Here is a 20,922-nt window from a genome sequence, read left to right as displayed (position 1 = left end):
TGACGCCAGAATAACTGAATCCGGAGCTTTTGGAGACTTTAATTTAGTGGCCTTGACGCAAGAGTCTGTTGAAGTTCTGCGCGACCGCATCGTCAAGCTTGAAGCCGATATTGACCGGCTTTCAAAGCATGATGCATTGACCGGCCTGCTGAACCGCGTCTCGTTCTATTCCGTCATCGAGGAACAGCGCGTCGCCGCCTTCAATGCTCACCTATTTGACGGTGCCCTGGTTGAAGTGATGGTCCATGGCATGCCGAAAATTTCTGGCACGCTGGGCCGCCATGCCGGCGACTATGTGCTCTCTGCGCTCGCCGCGCGCCTGAACCAATCCGCTGTTCCCGGCTGCGTCTCCGCGCGCATGGATCAAAGCCAGTTTGCAGTCTTCTTCCCCCATGTTTCCACTCACGATCACGCCATGCAGCTGGCCGACGACGTGTTGCGCGAACTGAGCCAGCCGGTGGAATGGCTGGACCGCCCCCTGTCGATTGAGCTGGCCGCCGGCGTTTCACTCCTGAGCGAAAGCGGGCGCGCCACCGTAAACCTGATTCAGAACGCAGAACTCGCATTGGAATCCGCCATGCTGCGTGGCTCGATGGGCCGGGTGATGTTCAATCCGGAAATCGCCCGCAGCTTCAAGCGCCGCAACGAAGTGCTCTATGCCTTGCAGGGTTGCCTTGAGAAGAATGAACTGAGCCTCCGCTATCAGCCGGTCTATGACGCCAATAGCGGCGCGCTGGCCGGCTTTGAAGCCTTGATGCGAATGAATTGCCGCGATCTGGGCATGGTGTCTCCAGCCGAATTCATCCCAGTGGCGGAAAGTGCCGGCATGATTTCCATCTTCGGTGCCTGGGCGCTGCAGGAAGCCTGTTCCGCCGCCGCCCACTGGCCGCCGCATTTGACCTTGGCCGTGAATATTTCGCCTGACCAGTTCCACACTGGCACTTTGGTGGCCGATGTGAAAAAGGCGCTGGTTAAATCCGGCATGGCGCCCAACCGGCTTGAACTCGAAATCACCGAAAGCACCTTGCTGGTCAATTCCGACAATGTGCTGGAACAGCTCAAGGCCATCTACGATCTGGGGTGTTCGATTGTGCTCGATGATTTCGGCACCGGCTATTCCAGCCTGAGCTATCTGTGGAAATTCCCGTTCTCCAAGCTGAAGCTCGACAAGGCTTTCATCGCTGCGATGGACCTGACGGCATCGGCCAAGGGCGTGGCGCAATCCATCGTCGGCCTGGCCAACAGCTTGAGACTGAAAATCACCGCCGAGGGAATCGAGAGCGAAACCCAGGCAAAATCCCTGCGTGACCTGGGCGTGCATTACCTGCAAGGTTTCTATTTCAGCCCGCCAGTGACCGAACAGGACCTGGCCCCGCTGGTGCTGCGCGAATTTTCAAAGCTTTATCCCTCACAGCGGCCCTCACCGCTGCAGGCCATCGCTTAATCCTCGAATGGGTCCTTCATCAGGATCGTGTCATTGCGCTCCGGCGAGGTTGAAAGCAGCGCCACCGGGCATTCGATCAGCTCTTCGAGATATCGCACATATTTCACCGCCTGCGCCGGAAGCTGCGTCCATGAACGCGCGCCGGCGGAGGAATCCTTCCAGCCTTCGAAGCTTTGATAGATCGGCTCTACGCGTGCCTGTGCTTCTTCCGAGGATGGGAAAATGTCGATGCGCTTGCCGTCCAGCATATAGGCCACGCAAACCTTGATCTCTTCCAGCCCGTCCAGCACATCGAGCTTCGTCAGCGCGATGCCCTGAATGCCGGACGTCTTGATGGCCTGGCGCACCAGCACCGCATCAAACCAGCCGCAGCGGCGCTTGCGCCCCGTAACCGTGCCGAATTCCTTGCCGCGCTGGCCGATCCATTCACCAATGTCATTGGCCTGTTCCGACGGGAACGGGCCTGAGCCCACGCGCGTCGTATAGGCCTTGGCGATGCCCAGCACATAAGACACGGCAGACGGGCCCATGCCCGAGCCATTGGCGGCCTGACCGGCAATGGTGTTGGACGATGTGACGTAGGGATAAGTGCCGTGATCAATGTCGAGAAGGATGCCTTGCGCACCTTCAAACAGGATGCGCTTCCTCCCCTTCTTCATCTCATCCAGCAGATGCCAGACGGGATCGAGATAAGTGACGACAGTGTCGCGCACCTGCATCAATTCATCATAGACTTTTTGGCCATCAAGCTCCGGCTTGCCGAAGCCGCGCAGCAGCGCATTGTGATGCAGCAACAGGCGGTCAATCTTGCCGCGCAGATTCTGCAAGTCGAGCAAATCACCGGTGCGAATGGCACGACGCCCCACCTTGTCTTCGTAAGCTGGGCCGATGCCGCGGCCCGTTGTGCCGATCTTGGCAGCGCCTGCCGCTTCCTCACGCAAAATATCAAGTTCACGGTGTAACGGCAGGATAAGACTCGCATTTTCAGCAATGCGGAGATTGTCCCTGTTGATCACGATGCCTTGCGATTTGAGGCTGTCGATTTCCTTGGCCAGATGCCACGGGTCCACCACCACGCCATTGCCGATCACTGAAAGCTTGCCAGGCCGCACGATGCCTGAAGGCAGCAGCGAGAGCTTATAAACCTTGCCGTCAATGACCAGTGTGTGGCCGGCATTGTGCCCGCCCTGGAAGCGCACCACCACATCGGCCCGTTCAGAAAGCCAATCGACAATCTTGCCCTTGCCCTCGTCGCCCCACTGGGCGCCGACCACTGCCACGTTTGCCATTTCAAATTCCTGCACACATGAGAACGGCCCCAGGCAGAAACTGCCGGGGCCGTGCCAAGGTCTTACAGCAATTGCCGGGTGAGGCAAGTGCGGCAGATCGGCTGTGGACATGAGAGAAATTGCAGGGCGTTGGAATAGGCCGCCAGCCAACGCGTAAGCAAGGCAAGCCCGCGTGTGTTCTGTTCTGAGGTTGACAAACCGCTGACGAAATGCGCCGCGCGTGATTGGGGAAACTAAAAACTTAAATCAGGAGAGATTAAATGAAAGTTGAAACATCCCCCACACGTCGCCTGCTGTTGCAGCGCCTTGCTGCCATTGGCCTTGGTGCTGCTACCATCACCACCTCTGCTTTTGCGGATCACGGCAATTCCGGCGGCGGATCAGGTGGTGGAAATTCTGGTTCAGGCGGTGGAAACTCTGGTTCAGATGGTGGAAATTCTGGATCCGGCAGCAGCAATTCTGGCTCGCAGCATGATGACAGCGAGCATGACCAAAACGAAAATGAGCACGAAAACGAGCAGGAAACCGAAAATGAGTCCGGTGACGACGTGCCTCCTGGCGTGGCGCCACAAAGCAGCACCCAGGTCGTTCATCAACGGCGCCGCAGGGGCAGATAAAGGCAGCGTGACCACACAACCGAGAGCCGGGTAAAACCCGGCTCTTTTTTAACCTTCTCAGCATGCCTCCTGTTGGTTAGAGTGGAGCGAACCATCATCACCAACATTGAGGCATATCATGCGCAAAACCAATCTTGCCGTTTCGACACTTTTGGCCGTTGCATTGTGCGGACCGGCTTTCGGCGCAACCACAGCCGATGACGCCGCAAAACTGAAAGCCAGCCTGGGTGCCTATCTTGGCGCCTCGGCCGACGCCGTGGCGATCACCCCGGAAGGTGATGGCTTCAAAGTGGTGATTGATGCGACCGGCATCCTCGCCAAATCGCCCGACAGCAAGGATGTGGTGATCTCGCCAATTGATTTCATGTTGACGCCCGCAGGTGAGGGCAAATGGAAAGTCTCCCATGAAGGCCCGCTCGCTTTCAGCGCCCAATTCAAAGGCCAGTTTGAAATCACCGAAAAGGCCGAGAGCTACACATTGAATGGCGAGTTTGATGAATCCCTTGCCGCCTTCACCACGCTCGACGCCAAGGTCGCCAATCTCACCTTTGATGAAACCATCAAGGACGAGAAAGGCATGGACATCAAGGCCAGCGGCAAGTTTGACTCGGTTGACGTCAAGGGCACAGGCACGGCCAATTCCGCTGGCGGTGTGGATGTGAAATTCACCGAAGTCTTCGGTCCCGGCGAATTCACTCAGGATGTGGCTGGCGGCGACGGGTCAGCGCCCTTCCATCTCAATGTGAAAATGGCAAGCATCAATGCCGAGGGCGCCGTGAACGGCACGACGACCACTGCCATCGCGCAGTTTTTCAAATTCGTGGCCGCACACCCGGATGACAAGGCCATGGCCAATGCCCAGGATGATTTGAAATCCGTTCTGCGCAATTTGCTGCCCGTCTTCACCAGTGGCGAAGGCAGTGCCACCATTAACGGCATTGAGGCTGAAACCAGCGTGGGCCATTTCAAGGCGGCTAAAACCACCATCGGCGTGAAGGCGAATGGTGCAGTGAAGGATGGCCGCCTGGAAGAGAGCATCAATTTCGAAGGCATCGAATTGCCGCCCGGCCTGGTGCCCGCCTGGGCACAATCGCTGGTCTCCAAGAATGTCAGCCTCGGCGTGGCCATGTCTGGCTATGATCTTGAATCATTCCTGAAGGCCGAAATCGACTCAGCCGATTTCTCCAAGGACCCGGCGGTTTCGAAGGAAGCCGAAGACAAGAATGCGCAACTGCTGATGCCCAAGGGTGCGGTTGACGTGACGTTGACCAAATCCAGCATCAGCAACGATGTCTATGCGCTCACCGCTGAAGGCACCATGCAGGTCGGCCCCTCTGCCCAGCCCACCGGCAAGGCGCATATCACCATGAAGGGCCTTGATGATGTGATGAAGGCCGCGCAGGCCGCCCCCGCCGAAGCCGGGCTGCAGGAAATGGGTGCGGTTGCCATCGTCGCCAAGGGCCTTGCCAAAACAGAAAATGACGGCAGCCTGGGCTGGGACGTCGAAGCCACCCCAGACGGCAAGATCACCGTGAACGGCATGGACATGAGCAAGCTGAAAAACTGAGTTTTTACCGGATGTTCTGCATCCCGGAGTTGATCTCTCCGGCTTGAGCGTGCAAATACCACGCTCAAGCGATTGGGGATGGAAATGAAATTTGCAGCGTTCAGCGCGCCAAATGAGCGTGACTGGCAGGAAATCCTCAGAGTGACCGCGGTGATTGGCGTTCTGCTTCAGGCAGCGCTCTATTATCCTGGTTTCATCTATTTCGATTCATTTGAGCAGTTCTACGAAACCCAGACCGGCCACTATGATGATGCGCATCCGCCCATCATGGCGCTGTTCTGGCGCCTCCAGCAAATAGTGTTCGGCACCGCCAATCTGTTTTTTGCATTGCAGATTGCAGCTTACTGGCTGGGGCTGCACATCCTGTTCCGGCAATGGCCTGCCCGCTGGTGGACCGTGCTGGCTCAATTGGCTTTGGGGTTCGCACCCTTTACAGCGCAGTTTCTTGGCAATGTCTGGAAAGACATAGGCCTCGGGGTGTGCGCAATGATTGCTTGCGCATTGATTATGGATGCGCGTTTCAACGACAAGGCCATTTCATTTCGGCGCGGATTGATAATCGCGCTGTTGATTTTTTACGGCACATTCGTGCGCCACAACTCAGCCTTCCTGACGGCGCCGCTCATCCTGCTGGCCTTCAACAAATGGAGCAGAATATTCTCTTGGCAGCCTCTCGCAGCACTGGCTCTCTGCGCAGCCCTTATTGGCGTCGCACCATTTATGAACAGGCAGATCATGGGGGCAGAAAACTCCCACCTGGATAAGGCTCTGAAAATCTATGACCTCGGTGGAATTTCTCAATTCACCCAGATCAACCTTCTGCCTGGAACGTGGACTGAAGACGAAAACAACAAGATCCTGAACTCTTGTTACACAACGCGAGATTGGAACACTTACCGGTTCAATTTTTGTCCTTTTGTTTGGGCGAAGCTCGATGTTTCAAACCTGAACCATGTCTGGCTGAGCGCGATTGTCTCTCATCCGGTTGCCTATGCCTATCACCGGCTGGGCTCATTTAACAACTTCATGCGGTTCATCGGCCCGCAATGGGGCTATCTCTACTATGAAAAACAGGTGCCGGGTTACGTCACCGACAAGCCCCCCGTTCCAGCACCCCTATACAGCGCCATCGCCGGCGTTTTGAAAAGCATGCACAGCTACATTTTTTTCATGCCCTATTTTTGGTTTTCTCTCCTGCTCGCCCAAGTCATACTGACAACGCCAATGACGGATAAATCGAGGCAGGTTGTGAACTGCATTTCTGTCGCATCGCTCGCCTATTTGCTGAGCTTTCTACCTTTTGGTGTGGCCGCCAATTTCCGCTATGCCTTCCCGGCCATCGTACTTTGCTGCAGTGGTTTTGTGATCCTCATCGCTGCGCATCTTAAAGGGACCGCCACGCCCTACACGCGGTTGCAAAAAGGGCTGCTGGTGATCCCCGCAACCATCATCATGATAGGCGTAATTTTTTGAGTGGCGCGGCATTCAGAAAACCCCTGGATGCGGCGCGTGTTTTCCGGCTACCGGGCTTTCTCCAGGCGTTTCGCGAAATCATTCCCCCCATCGCCCGAAATTTCGAAATCGAGCTTGCGATTCACGCAATCGGGCTCAGAATGCCTTGCGACGAAATAGAAACGCATTATGGAACGCGGCTCGAAAATTCACAAAGCAAGCTCTCTACCTGGCGCGATGGCAGGCGCATCCTGTTCATGATTGCGCGGTCCGTCATCACTGAAAAACCGCTGCAGTTTTATTCATATTGCGCCGGCCTTTGTGCCTTGATAGCACTTTTGCTTGGCATACCCGTCGCATTAGAGTTCCTGAAGATCGGTTTGGTGCCGCGCCTTCCAACCGCAGTTCTCGCTGCCACGCTGATGATCTGCGCCTTGTTGCTTCTGGCCTGCGCGCTCATCCTCGATCATGTGAAGCTCGAGCGCTATGAGGCCAAACGGTTGGTTTACCTTTCCATCCCCCATCCCAGCCAGAAAGCCACGACGGTATGATCGGCACCTTCGCGGGCACCAGGAGGCTTTCAGAGCGTGACTGGCAGGAAATCCTCAGAGTGACCGCGGTGATTGGCGTTCTGCTGCAGGCAGCGCTCTATTATCCTGGCTTCATCTATTTCGATTCATTCCAGCAGTTTTACGAAACCCAGACCGGCCACTATGACGATTGGCATCCGCCGATCATGACGCTGTTCTGGCGGCTGCAGGTCATACTGTTCGGCACAGCCAACCTGTTTTTCGCCTTGCAGATTGGGGCCTATTGGCTGGGGCTGCACATCCTGTTCCGGCAATGGCCTGCCCGCTGGTGGACCGTGCTGGCTCAATTGGCTTTGGGGTTCGCACCCTTTACAGCGCAGTTTCTTGGCAATGTCTGGAAAGACATAGGCCTTGGGGTGTGCGCAATGATTGCTTGCGGATTGATTATGGATGCGCGTTTCAACGGCAAAACCATTTCATTCCGGCGCGGCCTGATGATTGCGCTGTTGCTTTTTTACGCCACCTTCGTGCGCCACAACGCAGCCTTCCTGACGGCCCCTTTCATCCTGCTGGCTTTCAGCAAATGGAACAGGATGCTTTCATGGCAACCGCTCGCAGCACTTGCTCTCTGCGCATTCATCATTGGCATCACGCCATTCATGAATCGCCAGATATTGGGTGCGGAGAATTCTCACGTAGACAGATCTCTCAAGATTTATGATCTCGGTGGAATTTCTCACTTCACCCAGATCAATCTTCTGCCTGGAACATGGACTGAAGACGAAAATAACAAGATCCTGAATTCTTGTTACGAAACGAAGGATTGGAACAATTACCGGTTCAATGCTTGTCCCTACGTTTGGGAAAAACTCGATGTTTCAAACCTCAACCAGGTCTGGCTGAGCGCAATTGTCTCTCATCCATTTGCCTATGCCTATCACCGGTTCGGCTCTTTTAACAACTTCATGCGGTTCATCGGTCCGCAATGGGGCTATCTCTATTATGAACAACAGGTGCCGGGTTACGTCACCGACAAGCCTCCCAATCCAGCGCCCCTATACAGCGCCATCGCCGGCATTTTGAAGAGCATGCACAGCTACATTTTCTTCATGCCCTATTTTTGGTTTTCACTCCTGCTCGCCCAATTCATACTGACGACGCCAATGACCGATAAATCCAGGCAGGTGGTGAATTGCATTTCTATTGCATCGCTAACTTATCTGCTGAGCTTTCTGCCTTTCGGTGTCGCCAGCGATTTTCGCTATGCCTTCCCGGCCATCGTACTTTGCTGCAGCGGTTTTGTGATCCTCATCGCTGCGCATCTTAAAGGGACCGCCACGCCCTACACGCGGTTGCAAAAAGGACTGCTGGCGATCCCGGCAACCCTCATCACAATAGGCGTGATATTTTGAGCGGCGCAGCGTTGAGGAAAAGCCTGGACGTGGTGCGAGAATACGTCCCGCTTAACATTCTATCGATCATCGGTTTCGCCGGTTTTGTCTTGCAGGCCGCGATCTATTACCCCGGCCAGGTGTACCGGGACGTCTGGTGGGAATATCTGAACGCCCTGCACGGTTCCTTTGGTGACCTGCATCCGCCGATCATGGCGCTATTCTGGGAATTGCAGATCGTGCTTCTGCGCACCGCCAATGTTCTCTACATCACCAACCTTGCGATGTATTGGCTCGCCTTCTATCTTGTCTTGCAGCACTGGCCACAGAGACGCCTGGCCACGCTGGTATTGCTGACGCTAGGATTCGCACCGTTTTCATTTCCGGCACTTGGTATCGTGTTGACGGATGTGGGCGTGGCAGGTTCCGCCATGCTGGCTTGTGCGCTGATCCTTGACGCCCAATTCCGCAGCATCACTTTATCTCGAAAGCGCGGCGTGATGATCGGCGTTCTGCTTTTCTACGCCACCTTCCTGCGCCACAACGCGCCGTTCTTGACGGCACCTTTGATCATGCTGGCGCTCGGCCGGTGGAATCGTCTGATCTCTTGGCAGCCCATTGTCGCCATCGGCCTCACTCTGCTGCTAATTGGCTTTGCCCCCGTCTTGAATCGCGGCATCATCCGCGCTTCGAATGACCATTCCTCGCGCCAGCTGATGATTTATGACTTGGCCGGTATCTCAAATCGCTCTCGGAGCAACCGGATACCCGGAAATTGGACCGATCTGGAAATCCGTCAAATTCTGGAAAACTGTTACAGTGAAAAACAGTGGGATGCCTATGCGCCGTGGGGCAAGTGCTCTTTCGTGACAGCCCAAGTGGACAATGACGCCTTGCCAGGCGCCTGGATCCGAGCCATCGCGCAACGCCCCCTGCTTTATGCGGAACATCGCCTCGCAAACTTCAACTACTTCATGAATTTTATCGGAGAGCCTTGGGCGCCCTGGGGCAGTTGGCAATATCTGCCCGGCTATTCAGGCGACAAGGTGATACCTGATGCCCCGGCCTACAAGGCACTGAGGAGCCTTTATTACGGAGCGCCCACAGCGATCTGGTACATGCCCTATTTCTGGCTGTCACTGAATCTGGCGGTCTTCATCATGACGTCTGATATGCATGACAGATTCAAACGTGCCGCAAATGCAATGGCCACTGCGTCACTGCTCTATCTCACCACATATCTGCTGTTCAATATCAACTCGCACTTCCGCTACGCCTATCCAGCCATCGCCCTGTGCTGTTTGGCGATTGTCACTCTCATCACGGCGCGCCTGCTGAAGATTGATACGCCTTACACGCAATTGCAAAAATGGCTGCTGGTCATCCCGGCAGCCATCATCGCAGTGGGTGTGATTTTCTAAGCGAGAGTTATTCCTTCACCGGCACCACATAATTCAGCGGCATGCGCGCGCCATCGGCATAGATCACCTGGCCAGAAATATAGCTGGCCTCTTCCGAGGCAAGGAAGGACGCGATGGTGGCGATTTCCGAGGCTTCACCCGGGCGGCCCAGCGGCGTGCGCGAGAGAATGCGGTTCATCGCCACCTTGTCATTGGCCACGCCCTTCAGCATGTCGGTCATGATCGAGCCGGGGCCGATAGCATTGACGCGGATACCATGCGGCGCGAGTGCGAGTGCCGAAACCTTGGTGAGCTGGCGCACGCCACCTTTTGACATCGTGTAAGGCGCAATCGCCGGGATCGCAAGCGTATCATTGACCGACGACATGTTGACGATGGCACCCGCCTTGCGGCCCGCCGCCACCTGCTTCACCATCTCACGGCCACACGCTTGGCTCAGCAAGAATGAACCCTTCAAGTTGATGCCAATCACCTGGTCGAATTGTTCTTCGGTGATCTCGAGGAATTCTCCGACAATCGAAATCGCCGCATTGTTGACGAGGATGTCGATTGCACCATGCTGCTTCAGCGTGGCCGCAACCAGCGCCTTCACCTCGGATGATTTCGAAACATCGCAATGTTGGTAGGTGGCGTTCAGCTTCTTCGCTTCCGCCTCGCCTTCCTTGTCAAGCACGTCGGCCATCACAACCTTGGCACCTTGCTTCACGAATTCTTCTGCAATCGCCAGGCCAATGCCGCGCGATGCGCCGGTGACGATGGCAACTCTATCTTTCAACTTCATGGGTCAGTCCTTGTGAAAATGGAGATTGGCCGTAGCGGCCTCAAGCAGGATGGATTGGAATGAAACGTGGCGGCCTCTTTGCAACGCGAAAAGCGTCTGGTCAACGACATCCCGGTTGTTGACCCAGGCCGAGTTATCCTTGGGGGTGTTCCACGCGGCATCGAGCGGCGAAATATCTTCCAGGTTGGGCGGATACACCGCCGTAACCCGCACATTCGTGCCGCGCAATTCCTGTCGCAACGCATCGGTAAACCCGGCCTGCGCTGCCTTGCTGGCCATGAAGGCCACGGAAGCATTCTGTTGCGCTGCCTGACCGATGCCGCTCACCGAAATGATGTTGACGAGATCGCCATGCGCCGATTGCTGCATCAACGGCAGAAGCCCCTTGGTGAGCAACATGGTGCCAGAGACATTGGCGCCGATGAGGGCCAGCAACTCTTCATCCTCACCATCGAACGGCCCGGATAGCCACAGCGAAGCATTATTGATGAGAATATCCAGCGGACGCTTGTCGTGCCGCCACGACGCAGTCAGTGCGGAAATGGCTTTGTGATTGGCAAGATCAAGCGCCACGCATTCGGGCCGGGTACCGGTGTGCGCTGCAATCGCATCTGCCACTGTGGCAAGCTTTGCGGTGTCGCGGCCGGAGAGAACGACTTCAGCGCCAAGATCAGCCAGCACGATGGCAAAGGCCGCACCCAAACCGCGGCCAGCACCTGTGATGAGAACGCGCCGGCCCTTCATGGCCACATCAATAATCTGCCTTGGGCGCAACGCGGCGCGCGAATACAGCAATGATGATGGCGCCCAGCACAGTCAGCCAAAGGCTCGCGCTCAATGATGTAACCTGCGCCACAAAACCAATCAGCGGCGGGCCGGCGAGAAAGCCAGAATAGCCCATGCTGACCACGGCGGCCATGCCGCGTGCCGGTGCATCAGGCTCAAGCCGGCCACCACCCGCAAACAACACGGGGGCCAGATTGCCGATGCCAAGGCCGCCGATGCAATAGCCGATGATCGCAGTGTAAAGATCGGGCGCCAGCAATGCACCGGACATGCCGATGGCAGCGATCACGGCACTCACCACGATCACATTCACCGCGCCATATTTGTGGCGCAGCCAGTCGCCCGCAAAGCGCGAGATCGACATGCCGCCCTGATAGAAGGCGAAGCCGAGTGCGGCCATCGAAGCATCCACCGCGAAGCGTTCCTTGTTGTGAATGCCAGCCCAATCTGCGACCGAGCCTTCCACCATTAGCGCCATGAAGCACAATGCACCCAGAGCCACCGTGTGCCGCGTGGGCCAGCCGAAATGCGATTCAGACAAGCCTTTGTCCACGCTTGAAGGCAAAAGATAGAAACAAGCCGTCACCACACCGACCAGGAATATCCCATCGAATATCAGTGCTTCGATCACAGCTCCGTAGTGTTGCAGCAACCATGACCCGGCAAAGGCACCTGCCGTGCAGCCCACGCTCCACGCGGCATGCAGCACTGAGAGGATGGGTTTGCCCAATGCTTTTTCAACCGCGATGCCATGCGTGTTCATCGACACATCCATCGAGCCCAGGCCAAGCCCCATGGCAAAACCACCCGCCATGAAGGTGGCAAGGTTGGGCGCAAAAACCGGCCCCAGGAATCCGATGACCAACAGCAGGCCGCCGGCCAATGTCATGCCGGCACTGCCAAACCGATTGATCAGCGCGCCGGTAAAGGGCATCGAAAAAATTGAACCCACGGCGATTGAAAGCAGCGCCACGCCGAACACCGCGGGGCCGACTGCAAGACGGTCCTTCACCAGCGGAATGAGCGGTACCCAGGCGCCGATGAGCAAGCCATGCCAGAGAAACAGCATGAAAACGGCCCAGCGTGCCGCGTTGATTTTGGGAAGGGGAAGCGTTTCAGTCATGTTGGCCATGGGGCAGTTACACCAGTTTGAGTTTGTTCAGATATGGTTTTTCGCGTGCAGAATTGCGGCTCGCGCAGGCCTCAATTGAGCAGTGAAATCAGCGGGCGCATCGGCCTCCAGCACCAGCGTCGCCACATCAGCCAACGCACAAATGCCATAGGGCGCGCGCGTGCCCAGCTTTTCATTCAGAAGTCCGGTGACCACCGATTTTGCATTTTGCACCAGCATGGATTTGATTTCGGCATCTTCATAGACAAAGGCCGAAACCGCGCCCTCTGCATCGAGCGCGCAAGTGCCCAGCACCAATAAATCTGGGCGGAAATCCTGGATAGCCCGCATAGCGGCGGCATCGGTGGGTGCGCCCACATGCCGGTTGATTTGGCCGCCAATGCTGATCAGCCGGATGTTCTGAAAAGCCACCAGCGCCGCAGCGATCGCGGGGTCATGGGTGATGACAGTGATGTCCTCACGGTCCGGCAAGTGACGCGCGGCAGCCAGGTTGGTTGACCCGGCATCCATGAACACCACCTGCCCCGGCTGAACCAACGAAGCCAGTGTGAGCCCAAGCGCATCCTTGCGGCTCAGATCAAGGCCTCGCCTTTGCCCGGCATCGGGAGGCACAGGGCTCTTCAAAAGGGCACCACCATAAACGCAGGTGCACAGGCCCAGCGATTCCAACTCTTTCAGATCACGCCGCACCGTGTCTTCTGAAACCGCATAATCCTGCGAAATCTGGCGCACTGTAACGCGGCCAGTTTTCTCTAATCTTTTTAGTATTCTATTGCGTCTTTCATCAGGAAAATCCGCAACGCTCAAATTCGTCTGCATGATACACATCCTGCAATATTCTGCTAAATACTGCACAATATTGCAAAAGTCAAATCCTGTCAGCAGTTCAAGAGTGTTGCAGTCCCGACACTTCCGGCGCGCATGGACGGCTGTTAAGGACCGCGCATGACGATTGCTCCCACTTCCAAATACGCCACCCTTTTCATCTTCGTCACCGTGTTGCTCGACATGGTGGGCTTCGGCCTGGTCATGCCGGTGCAGCCCGCCCTTATCCAACAGGTGGCGCATGTCGATCTCGGCACGGCTTCGCTGATCGGCGGCTTCATGTTCTTCGCCTTCTCGGCTGGTCAATTTCTTTTGGGGCCAACGCTGGGCAACCTGTCAGATGCCTATGGGCGCAGGCGGTTGCTGCTGCTCGCGGTCTTCGGCCTGGGTTGCGATTTTCTGATCACCGCCATGGCACCCAATATCACGTGGCTTTTCATCGGCCGCACGCTGGCTGGTGTGTGTGGTGCTTCATACGTGATCGCCAATGCCTTCATCGCCGATGTCACCCCGCCAGAAGGCCGCGCCAAGGCCTTCGGCATGATGGGTGCTGCCTTCGGGCTGGGCTTTGTAATCGGCCCTGCGATCGGTGGCCTGCTCGGCACATTCGGCCCGCGCGTGCCCTTCTATGTTGCAGCCGCGATTTCGCTTTTGAATTTCGCCTTCGGCTATTTCATTCTTCCCGAAACATTGCCGCCGGAAAAGCGCCGCGCTTTCGAATGGAAACGTGCCAATCCGTTCGGCACTTTGAAGATCTTCGCGCAATATCGCCAGGTGCTGCCGCTCTGCGGAATTCTCGGGCTCTATTTCTTCGCCACCTCGGTCTATCCGGCGATCTGGCCGTTCTGGGGCACCGCGAAATTCGGCTGGAGCTCAACCCTGATCGGCGTCACGCTGGCTGCTTTCGGCATCATCATGGCCTTCACCCAGGGCGTACTCACCGGCCCGCTGGTCAAGCGCTTCGGCGAATGGAATATGGCCATTGTCGGCCTGATTGCAGCACCACTCGGTTGCATCATCTTTGCATTGGCACCCTGCCTTACGATTGTGATCATGGGTTTCTTCATCCACGCGCCGGAAGGCTTCGTGCATCCGATGGTCACCGCCATCATGTCGAAGGAAGTGCCGGAGGATGCGCAAGGCGAATTGCAGGGCGGCCTGTCTTCCATCATGAATATTTCCATGATGATGGGCACGGTCTTCTACGGTGTTGCCTTTGATTATTTCGTTCGCCCGAACCCGTTCATCGTTTCGGCCGGTGCAGGCTTCCTGATCGCTGGGGCGTTAACAGTTTGTACACTTCTGCTGGCCCTCACGCTGGCCAAACCGTCACGCGCACTTTTGATGGCTGAAAAGTAAGAATTACCCTTACTGGTTGTTAAGCATGATCTTCTAGTTTCCGGATGCGGGAAACCAGGGATTGCACATGACTGAACTTGCCTTGACGATGCGGCGCTGGAGCTTGAAAGGCTTCAGGCTCGTGATCCAAAGCCTGGCGGCGCAATGGCTCATCCTGTTCATCCCGCTTCTGTGCATGGCCACCAATCAAGTCATGTTCGCACGCCTGCCGCACCGTGAGCTGGCCCCGATTTTCGACGTGCTGCTGGAAATTGCCACCAGCATGATTCCCGTCGGCGTTGCCGTTGCGCTGATCCTGCGTTTCATCCAGTATATTTTCATCATCAAGCCGGAAAGCCCGGTGCGCGCGCTCATCGCCGATGTGAAATGGATTGTCACCAAGCCCGCAATGTTCATCAATGCGCTGCCGGTGGTGATCGCCATCGTGATCTACAACAAGGCCATTCTCGATCTGAAACCGCAGATCCCGTATCTCAACGGTTTCAAATGGGATGAGACGTTTATGCAGCTGGATCGCACGTTGCATTTTGGTGTGGACCCGTGGCGCCTACTGCAGCCGCTGATGGGTTATGACTACGTCACTTTCGCCGCCTGCCTGCTTTATAATCTGTGGTTCATCGCGCTCTTTGGAACCATGGTCTGGTTCGCCTTTCAGAAACAATCGAGCGAGCTGCGCACGCGCTTTTTCCTGTCCTACATGCTGATCTGGTGGATCGGCGGCGGCTTGATGGCGGTATATTTCTCTTCCGCCGGCCCCGCCTATTATGAGCGCCTCGGCCTGATGCCTGATCCTTACACCGACCTGATGGCCTATCTGAACAGCGTGAATACGCGCCTGCCGATCTGGTCGCTCAGCACGCAGGATCTGCTCTGGGATGGCTATACCGGCAAGTCGGAAGCTTTGGGTATCTCCGCCTTCCCTTCGATGCACAACGGCAATGCCGCTCTGTTCGCGTTGACCTTCCGCCACATCAACAAATATCTCGGCTGGTTCTTTGCGGCTTACGCCGTGGTGATCCTCGTCACCTCGGTGCATCTGGCCTGGCATTATGCGGTGGATGGCTATGGCGCCATTGCGCTGTCCTGCTTGATCTGGTGGCTCAGCGGTGCGGTCGCAAAATACCTGCACCGCCGCCCCACGATGATCCAGCATAACCGCGACATGGAAACTCTGGCCCGCGGCTGACACTTGTGGCAGAGCAACCTGCCATGACATTCGAATTGCCCGCCGACAAAGCCGCCGCCCGCAAAATGGCGTCCGGCACCCGCCTGAAAGCGCATGAGCAAATGAAGGAAAGCGCGCCCTTGCTGCTCGCCTCGCATGGTTTTCCGGCCAGGGCAGAACCGGGCTTCAATGTCGTCTCCGCTTTCTTTCCGGTGCGCTCGGAGATTGATACGCGGCCCTTGCTTGGCCGCCTCGCCGGTGAAGGCTGGACGACCTGCCTGCCTATCGTCATCGCCGAGGGCCAGCCGCTGTCTTTCCGCCGCTGGCTGCCGGGCGAGCCTTTGGACAAGGGCTTCATGAATATCGACATCCCTCTCGACACATCGCCCGAGGTTGAACCCGATGTCCTCATCGTGCCGCTTCTTGCCTTTGACCGTAAAGGCTTTAGGCTGGGCTATGGGGGCGGCTTCTACGACCGGACATTGGACAAATTGCGCGCCCAGAAAAAGATCATCGCCATCGGCGCAGCCTATGCCGCACAGGAAGTGGAAGAGGTACCGCATCACGCCCACGACCAGCATTTGGATTTCGTGATGACCGAACGCGGTGTGATCGCATGCGGCTGATTTTTCTGGGTGACGTGGTGGGCCGTTCCGGTCGCGACGCCGTCCTGCGCCACCTCCCCGTTCTGCGCGAAAGCCTCAAACCTGATCTCGTCGTGGTCAATGGCGAAAACGCCGCCCATGGTTTCGGCATCACCGAGGAAATCTTCAACAGCCTGCGCGAGGCGGGTGCGGATGTCGTCACCCTCGGCAACCATGCCTTCGACCAGCGCGAGGCACTGGTTTTCATAGCGCGCGAAAACCGCATGATCCGCCCGCTCAATTGGCCGGAAGGTTGCCCCGGCAATGGCTCGGCTCTGGTGGACACCGCCAAGGGCCAGCGCGTGCTGGTCATCAATGCGATGGGCCGCGTGATGATCGAGCCGCAGCTCAACGACCCCTTCCCGGCGGTGAACCGCGAACTTGAAATGTGCCGCTTGGGTGTGGATTGCGATGCCATCCTGATCGACATGCATGCCGAAGTGACATCGGAGAAAATGGCCATGGGCCATTTCTGCGATGGCCGCGCCAGTCTTGTTGTGGGCACCCACACCCACACGCCCACCGCCGATCATCACATCCTCGTCGGCGGCACTGCCTATATGACCGATGCTGGCATGTGCGGCGATTATGATTCCGTGATCGGCATGGACAAAGCCGAGCCGCTGAACCGCTTCCTGCGCAAACTCCCGGTAGAACGCATGCGTCCCGCCGATGGCGAGGCTACAGTGTCAGGCGTGATGGTGGATACCGATGACAAGACCGGGCTGGCGCTAGCGATCAACCCCATCCGCGTGGGCGGACGGTTGAGCCAGGCGTTGCCTTAATTCTTTGTGCTGAAAAGCTTACGCGCTCTTGCGCGATTTGCTTTTGAGAAGATCGGGGATCGAGGCTTTGGCGGAAGCCGCCAGCTTCTGCGCCACATGGCGGGCACGGCTGATGTCGCCCTGCTCCAAAGCCTTGGTGGCGGATGCGCTCATTTCGGTGAGCGTGGTGATGGAGGCAAACAGCCTGCCCGTAGGTGCATTCTCAGCCAATGACTTGACCTTCCTTAAGCCCGCCGCGCCTGCGACTCCGAAATCTTCATTGAACGAAAAAGACTCAATAGGCGCAAACTTGCCATTCATGAAAACGCACTCCACACACTCACTGGGCCCCATGTTGAGGGCTTAAACTTAAAGCCGGGTTAAACTGTGGCGCTTGGCACTACTGCCGCCTGCCTCTATAAGGCAGCAACTTCGGTATCTGACTTTTTAAGAGATTGATATGGCTGGTCATTCACAATACAAGAACATCATGCACCGCAAAGGGCGGCAGGATAAAATCCGTTCGAAGATTTTTTCCAAGCTGGCGCGCGAAATTACCGTGGCCGCCAAAGCCGGTATCCCGGACCCGTCCGCCAATGCCCGGCTGCGCCTCGCCATCCAGAATGCCCGCGCTGAATCGATGCCGAAGGATAATATCGAGCGCGCCATCAAGAAGGCGTCCGCCGCCGATGGCGAGAATTACGAAACCATCCGCTACGAAGGCTATGGCCCGTCAGGTGTCGCCGTCATCGTCGAAGCCCTGACCGACAACCGCGCCCGTACAGCACCCGTGGTGCGCGCGTTCTTCGCCAAATATGGTGGCAATCTGGGCGAAACCGGATCAGTGTCTTTCATGTTCGTGCATGTGGGCGAGATCGTCTATCCGCTGGCCAAGACTTCTGCTGATGCGATGATGGAAGCTGGCATTGAAGCAGGTGCCGACGATGTGACCAGCGACGGTGAGCACGTGGTCACCTGCGCGTTTGAATCAATCAATGAAGTGTCGACCGCTTTGGCCGCAAAATTCGGCGAAGCTGAATCCGTGAAGCTGGTGTGGAAGCCCACAGTGATGGCGCCCATCACCGAGTTTGAAAAAGCCGAAAGCCTGATGAAGCTGATCGACGCGCTGGATGAAGATGATGACGTGCAGCACGTCTTCACCAATGCTGATATTCCGGAAGAGATCGCGGCCAAGCTGAACCCAGAATAAGATGGCGCATCACAATTTCAGCCCCAGCACTTACTTCCAAACCATCGGCAGCCATGCGGCCGCATTGGTGATTGCGGATGGCGACACGGTCACCGTCTCCACGCTGGATGCCAATGGCTACGACCTGAACAACGCGCATCAGGCCGCCGATCCGAACCCGATGTCCGGGCCGTTCTTCATCGAGGGTGCAGCACCCGGCGATGCGCTGGCGGTGGAGATCATTGAGATTGAGATGACGCGCGCCACCGGCTGGACGCGGCAAGGCCTCGCTTGGCACTTGGTCGATCCACATCAAGTGCGCGCCATGCCGCCGCGAGAAAAGATTTTCTGGGATATCAATCCCAGGCAAAACAGCATCACCCTGCAAAAGCCGCCGGCTGCTTTAAAAGATTGGTCGATCCCCATCGTGCCGATGATCGGCTGCTTTGGCGTGGCCCCCGATGGTGGCGAAGCAATCAGCACTGCCACCAGCGGGCATCATGGCGGCAACATGGATTACCGCGGCTTCGGCGAAGGCGTGACAGCTTATTTCCCGGTGTCTGTTCCCGGCGCGTTGTTCTTCCTCGGCGATGTGCATGGGGCACAGGGCGATGGTGAAATCGCCGGCACCGGCATCGAGACCAGCGCCGAAATCACTTTCAAAGTGCGCCTGCTCAAGAACAGGAAAATGCGCTGGCCACGCGGCGAGAATGAAACGTCGATCTTCACGGTCGGAAATGCCCGCCCGCTGGACCAAGCACTGCAGCACGCCACCACCGAAATGCTGGTCTGGCTGGAACAGGATTACGGCCTCGACAAGATCGCAGCTTCTCACTTCCTCGGCATGAATGTGCGCTACGACGTGGCCAATGTTTTCAACCCGGCCTATTCGGTGGCTTGCCGTTTGGAAAAGTCTGCCCTCGCCGCTCTCAAATAGCTAATCTCGCCCTATGGTGAGAATCATCGGTCTCGATCCCGGCCTGCGCCACACCGGCTGGGGCATCATTGAAGCAGAAGGCACGCGGCTGTCCTATGTCGCCGATGGTGCCGTTCACTCAGTGAATGAGGATGACCTCGCCACCCGCCTGCTGCAGATCCACACCCAGGTTCTGAAAGTCCTCGATGAGTTTGCGCCGGAGGAAGCCGCTATCGAAGAAACCTTCGTCAACAAGGACGCCCGCGCCACTTTGAAGCTGGGCCAGGCGCGCGGCGTGGTCATGCTGGCCCCGGTCTTGCGCAAAGTGGGCGTGTTCGAATACGCACCGAACGTGATCAAGAAATCAGTGGTGGGAAATGGTCACGCCGAAAAAGACCAGGTGAAGCACATGGTGAAAGTGCTGCTGCCCCGCGCCGTGATGAACACGGCCGACTCAACCGATGCCCTCGCCATCGCCATCTGCCACGCGCAACATCGCGGCGCCCACGCGCTCAAGGCGAAACTGGCGCAGCTCTGATTATTTCAGTTCGCTGTGGAACTCCGCAAGTTGCTTCTGGCCTTCCGGCTTCAGAAATTCTGCGGCTTCTTTAAAGCCGATCACCACCGCATTGGCGCAAGCGGTTGAGACATAGGGCAGCTCCGGGGTGAAGCTCATGCCCGTGCTGGCAAGGCTCACATCCCATCCGAAATTATCCTTCACGGCCTCAGCGCATTCCTCGCCATTGTCCTTGTCATCGGTGAATGCCTTCATGACCATGGACTCGAGCTTGCCCGAGAGTTTGCCATCCTTGGCGGCGATGCCGCTGGCAAACCATGTGCGCAGATCAAGCGCTTTCCCGTTGCGCAAATCATAGACCTGTTCCGAGCTGCTGTTGGCCGGATGCGCCCCGCCGCAGAAAGAACCATCGCCGCTGCCGACGACGAGCCAGTGCGCCGTCAACACCGTGGGCGAAAGACTGACATCATAATCGCCGTCGCGCCCCATCGTCGTTGCCTGTTGCAGGCATTCGACATAGCCAGGCGCACTGCCATTCTGCGGCACGCCTTCCAGCAGCTGCTTGTTGATGGCCGCAATGCCTGCACCCTTGCCGGGCAATTTGAAGGTTTCCAAGATGGCATCGAATTGCTTGCCCGCTTCAACCTTAACCTTGGTGTAGGGCTGGCCATCCAGCGTGGCCGGTGTTTCAGTGATCTTCGGCGGCGTCAGGCGCGGTTTGAAAAATTCATTTGCACCGCAGGGCGAGTCCACATCCTCGCCGGAGAGCTTGGCCAGCCGGTGCAAGTTCACATCGAACGTCTTGCCATTGCCAACCCAGCTGCCGGAAACCGTGTCGCCCCCGGCCATCTTCAAGGTCCAGACGGCGTCGGGCTTGGCCTCATCAGTGCCTTCGGTCCATCCGCCCTTGTCGCTGGTCTGCAGATTGATCAGCTTCAGATGCGAAAGATAATAATAGGCGCCGAAATTGTACTCGCCGTCTTTCACCTGCAGGCAGACATTGACGGGCAATTTGCCAATTGTGCCGGTCCAAATGCCGTTCAGCGGCTGCACATCACCCTCGGCATGGGCCTGTGCTGCCAAGATAAGACCCCATACCAGCGCGACAATCACTTTCAACATCTCGCCCTCCT

21 protein-coding genes are annotated in these 20,922 nt (G+C 57.0%); 14 read left to right on the top strand and 7 right to left on the bottom strand.

Annotated elements, in window-relative coordinates; translation table 11 throughout:
• Positions 1–46 precede the first annotated feature (46 nt).
• Positions 47–1,444, top strand: coding sequence for an EAL domain-containing protein (locus F8B91_RS00885; RefSeq protein WP_196501836.1), 1,398 nt, complete (start codon positions 47–49; stop codon positions 1,442–1,444).
• On the opposite strand, the gene F8B91_RS00880 is transcribed toward F8B91_RS00885, so the two are convergent.
• Positions 1,441–2,733: an adenylosuccinate synthase gene (locus tag F8B91_RS00880; RefSeq protein WP_196501835.1), complete on the bottom strand. Its 1,293-nt coding sequence runs from the start codon at positions 2,731–2,733 to the stop codon at positions 1,441–1,443. The two genes, F8B91_RS00885 and F8B91_RS00880, sit on opposite strands and share 4 nt — an antisense overlap.
• 260 nt (positions 2,734–2,993) lie before the next feature.
• On the opposite strand from F8B91_RS00880, the gene F8B91_RS00875 reads away from it, so the two are divergent.
• The 6 genes from F8B91_RS00875 (at position 2,994) to F8B91_RS00850 (ending at position 9,711) form a co-directional block, all read left to right on the top strand.
• Positions 2,994–3,350 (top strand): hypothetical protein, encoded by a 357-nt coding sequence (locus tag F8B91_RS00875; RefSeq protein ID WP_196501834.1) that lies wholly within the window; start codon positions 2,994–2,996, stop codon positions 3,348–3,350.
• A gap of 118 nt (positions 3,351–3,468) precedes the next feature.
• A complete protein-coding gene (locus F8B91_RS00870; protein WP_196501833.1) occupies positions 3,469–4,917 on the top strand; it encodes a DUF2125 domain-containing protein in 1,449 nt (482 codons plus the stop codon).
• Between the two features lie 84 nt (positions 4,918–5,001).
• Positions 5,002–6,390: a hypothetical protein gene (locus F8B91_RS00865; protein WP_196501832.1), complete on the top strand. Its 1,389-nt coding sequence runs from the start codon at positions 5,002–5,004 to the stop codon at positions 6,388–6,390.
• Positions 6,387–6,920, top strand: a complete 534-nt coding sequence (locus F8B91_RS00860; protein WP_196501831.1) for a hypothetical protein — start codon at positions 6,387–6,389, stop codon at positions 6,918–6,920. The genes F8B91_RS00865 and F8B91_RS00860 overlap by 4 nt, the downstream gene beginning before the upstream one ends.
• Positions 6,917–8,311: a hypothetical protein gene (locus F8B91_RS00855; protein ID WP_196501830.1), complete on the top strand. Its 1,395-nt coding sequence runs from the start codon at positions 6,917–6,919 to the stop codon at positions 8,309–8,311. Before F8B91_RS00860 ends, F8B91_RS00855 begins: the two co-directional genes overlap by 4 nt.
• Before the next feature lie 32 nt (positions 8,312–8,343).
• On the top strand, positions 8,344–9,711 hold the full coding sequence (locus F8B91_RS00850) for a hypothetical protein (protein WP_196501829.1): 1,368 nt from the start codon (positions 8,344–8,346) through the stop codon (positions 9,709–9,711).
• Positions 9,712–9,718: 7 nt separating this feature from the next.
• On the opposite strand, the gene F8B91_RS00845 is transcribed toward F8B91_RS00850, so the two are convergent.
• From F8B91_RS00845 to F8B91_RS00830, 4 genes are read right to left on the bottom strand one after another with little or no spacing between them, the layout of a single operon-like run.
• Positions 9,719–10,492, bottom strand: coding sequence for an SDR family NAD(P)-dependent oxidoreductase (locus tag F8B91_RS00845; RefSeq protein WP_196501828.1), 774 nt, complete (start codon positions 10,490–10,492; stop codon positions 9,719–9,721).
• 3 nt (positions 10,493–10,495) lie between these two features.
• Complete coding sequence (locus tag F8B91_RS00840) at positions 10,496–11,236, bottom strand: SDR family NAD(P)-dependent oxidoreductase (RefSeq protein ID WP_196501827.1); 741 nt, start codon at positions 11,234–11,236, stop codon at positions 10,496–10,498.
• A 7-nt stretch (positions 11,237–11,243) separates the two neighbouring features.
• Complete coding sequence (locus F8B91_RS00835) at positions 11,244–12,410, bottom strand: MFS transporter (protein WP_196501826.1); 1,167 nt, start codon at positions 12,408–12,410, stop codon at positions 11,244–11,246.
• Positions 12,411–12,437: 27 nt separating this feature from the next.
• Positions 12,438–13,229 (bottom strand): DeoR/GlpR family DNA-binding transcription regulator, encoded by a 792-nt coding sequence (locus F8B91_RS00830; RefSeq protein ID WP_196501825.1) that lies wholly within the window; start codon positions 13,227–13,229, stop codon positions 12,438–12,440.
• 126 nt (positions 13,230–13,355) lie between these two features.
• On the opposite strand from F8B91_RS00830, the gene F8B91_RS00825 reads away from it, so the two are divergent.
• From F8B91_RS00825 to F8B91_RS00810, 4 genes are all read left to right on the top strand, one after another.
• Complete coding sequence (locus F8B91_RS00825) at positions 13,356–14,594, top strand: TCR/Tet family MFS transporter (protein WP_196501824.1); 1,239 nt, start codon at positions 13,356–13,358, stop codon at positions 14,592–14,594.
• A 67-nt stretch (positions 14,595–14,661) separates the two neighbouring features.
• Positions 14,662–15,780, top strand: a complete 1,119-nt coding sequence (locus F8B91_RS00820; protein ID WP_196501823.1) for a phosphatase PAP2 family protein — start codon at positions 14,662–14,664, stop codon at positions 15,778–15,780.
• 23 nt (positions 15,781–15,803) lie between these two features.
• Entirely contained in the window at positions 15,804–16,385 is a 582-nt protein-coding gene (locus F8B91_RS00815) for a 5-formyltetrahydrofolate cyclo-ligase (protein ID WP_196501822.1), read from the top strand.
• Positions 16,376–17,188 carry a TIGR00282 family metallophosphoesterase gene (locus tag F8B91_RS00810; protein WP_196501821.1) on the top strand — a complete coding sequence of 271 codons (813 nt, stop codon included), beginning with the start codon at positions 16,376–16,378 and terminating at the stop codon, positions 17,186–17,188. Before F8B91_RS00815 ends, F8B91_RS00810 begins: the two co-directional genes overlap by 10 nt.
• A gap of 18 nt (positions 17,189–17,206) precedes the next feature.
• On the opposite strand, the gene F8B91_RS00805 is transcribed toward F8B91_RS00810, so the two are convergent.
• Positions 17,207–17,398 (bottom strand): hypothetical protein, encoded by a 192-nt coding sequence (locus tag F8B91_RS00805; protein WP_196501820.1) that lies wholly within the window; start codon positions 17,396–17,398, stop codon positions 17,207–17,209.
• 229 nt (positions 17,399–17,627) lie between these two features.
• On the opposite strand from F8B91_RS00805, the gene F8B91_RS00800 reads away from it, so the two are divergent.
• Genes F8B91_RS00800 through ruvC form a run of 3 tightly spaced genes read left to right on the top strand, consistent with a single transcriptional unit; the run spans position 17,628 to position 19,810 of the window.
• Complete coding sequence (locus F8B91_RS00800; RefSeq protein WP_196501819.1) at positions 17,628–18,377, top strand: YebC/PmpR family DNA-binding transcriptional regulator; 750 nt, start codon at positions 17,628–17,630, stop codon at positions 18,375–18,377.
• 1 nt (position 18,378) lies between these two features.
• A complete protein-coding gene (locus tag F8B91_RS00795) occupies positions 18,379–19,293 on the top strand; it encodes an acetamidase/formamidase family protein (RefSeq protein WP_196501818.1) in 915 nt (304 codons plus the stop codon).
• Positions 19,294–19,306: 13 nt separating this feature from the next.
• Complete coding sequence (gene ruvC / locus F8B91_RS00790) at positions 19,307–19,810, top strand: crossover junction endodeoxyribonuclease RuvC (protein ID WP_196501817.1); 504 nt, start codon at positions 19,307–19,309, stop codon at positions 19,808–19,810.
• Here ruvC and F8B91_RS00785 read toward each other — a convergent pair whose 3' ends face one another.
• Positions 19,811–20,911: a hypothetical protein gene (locus tag F8B91_RS00785; protein ID WP_196501816.1), complete on the bottom strand. Its 1,101-nt coding sequence runs from the start codon at positions 20,909–20,911 to the stop codon at positions 19,811–19,813.
• Positions 20,912–20,922: the final 11 nt, after the last annotated feature.

The sequence above is a fragment of the Aestuariivirga litoralis genome, assembly GCF_015714715.1.
Lineage (GTDB): Bacteria > Pseudomonadota > Alphaproteobacteria > Rhizobiales > Aestuariivirgaceae > Aestuariivirga > Aestuariivirga litoralis_A.
Note: the sequence above shows the minus strand (reverse complement) of the source record. Positions and strands in the feature narration are given on the sequence as shown.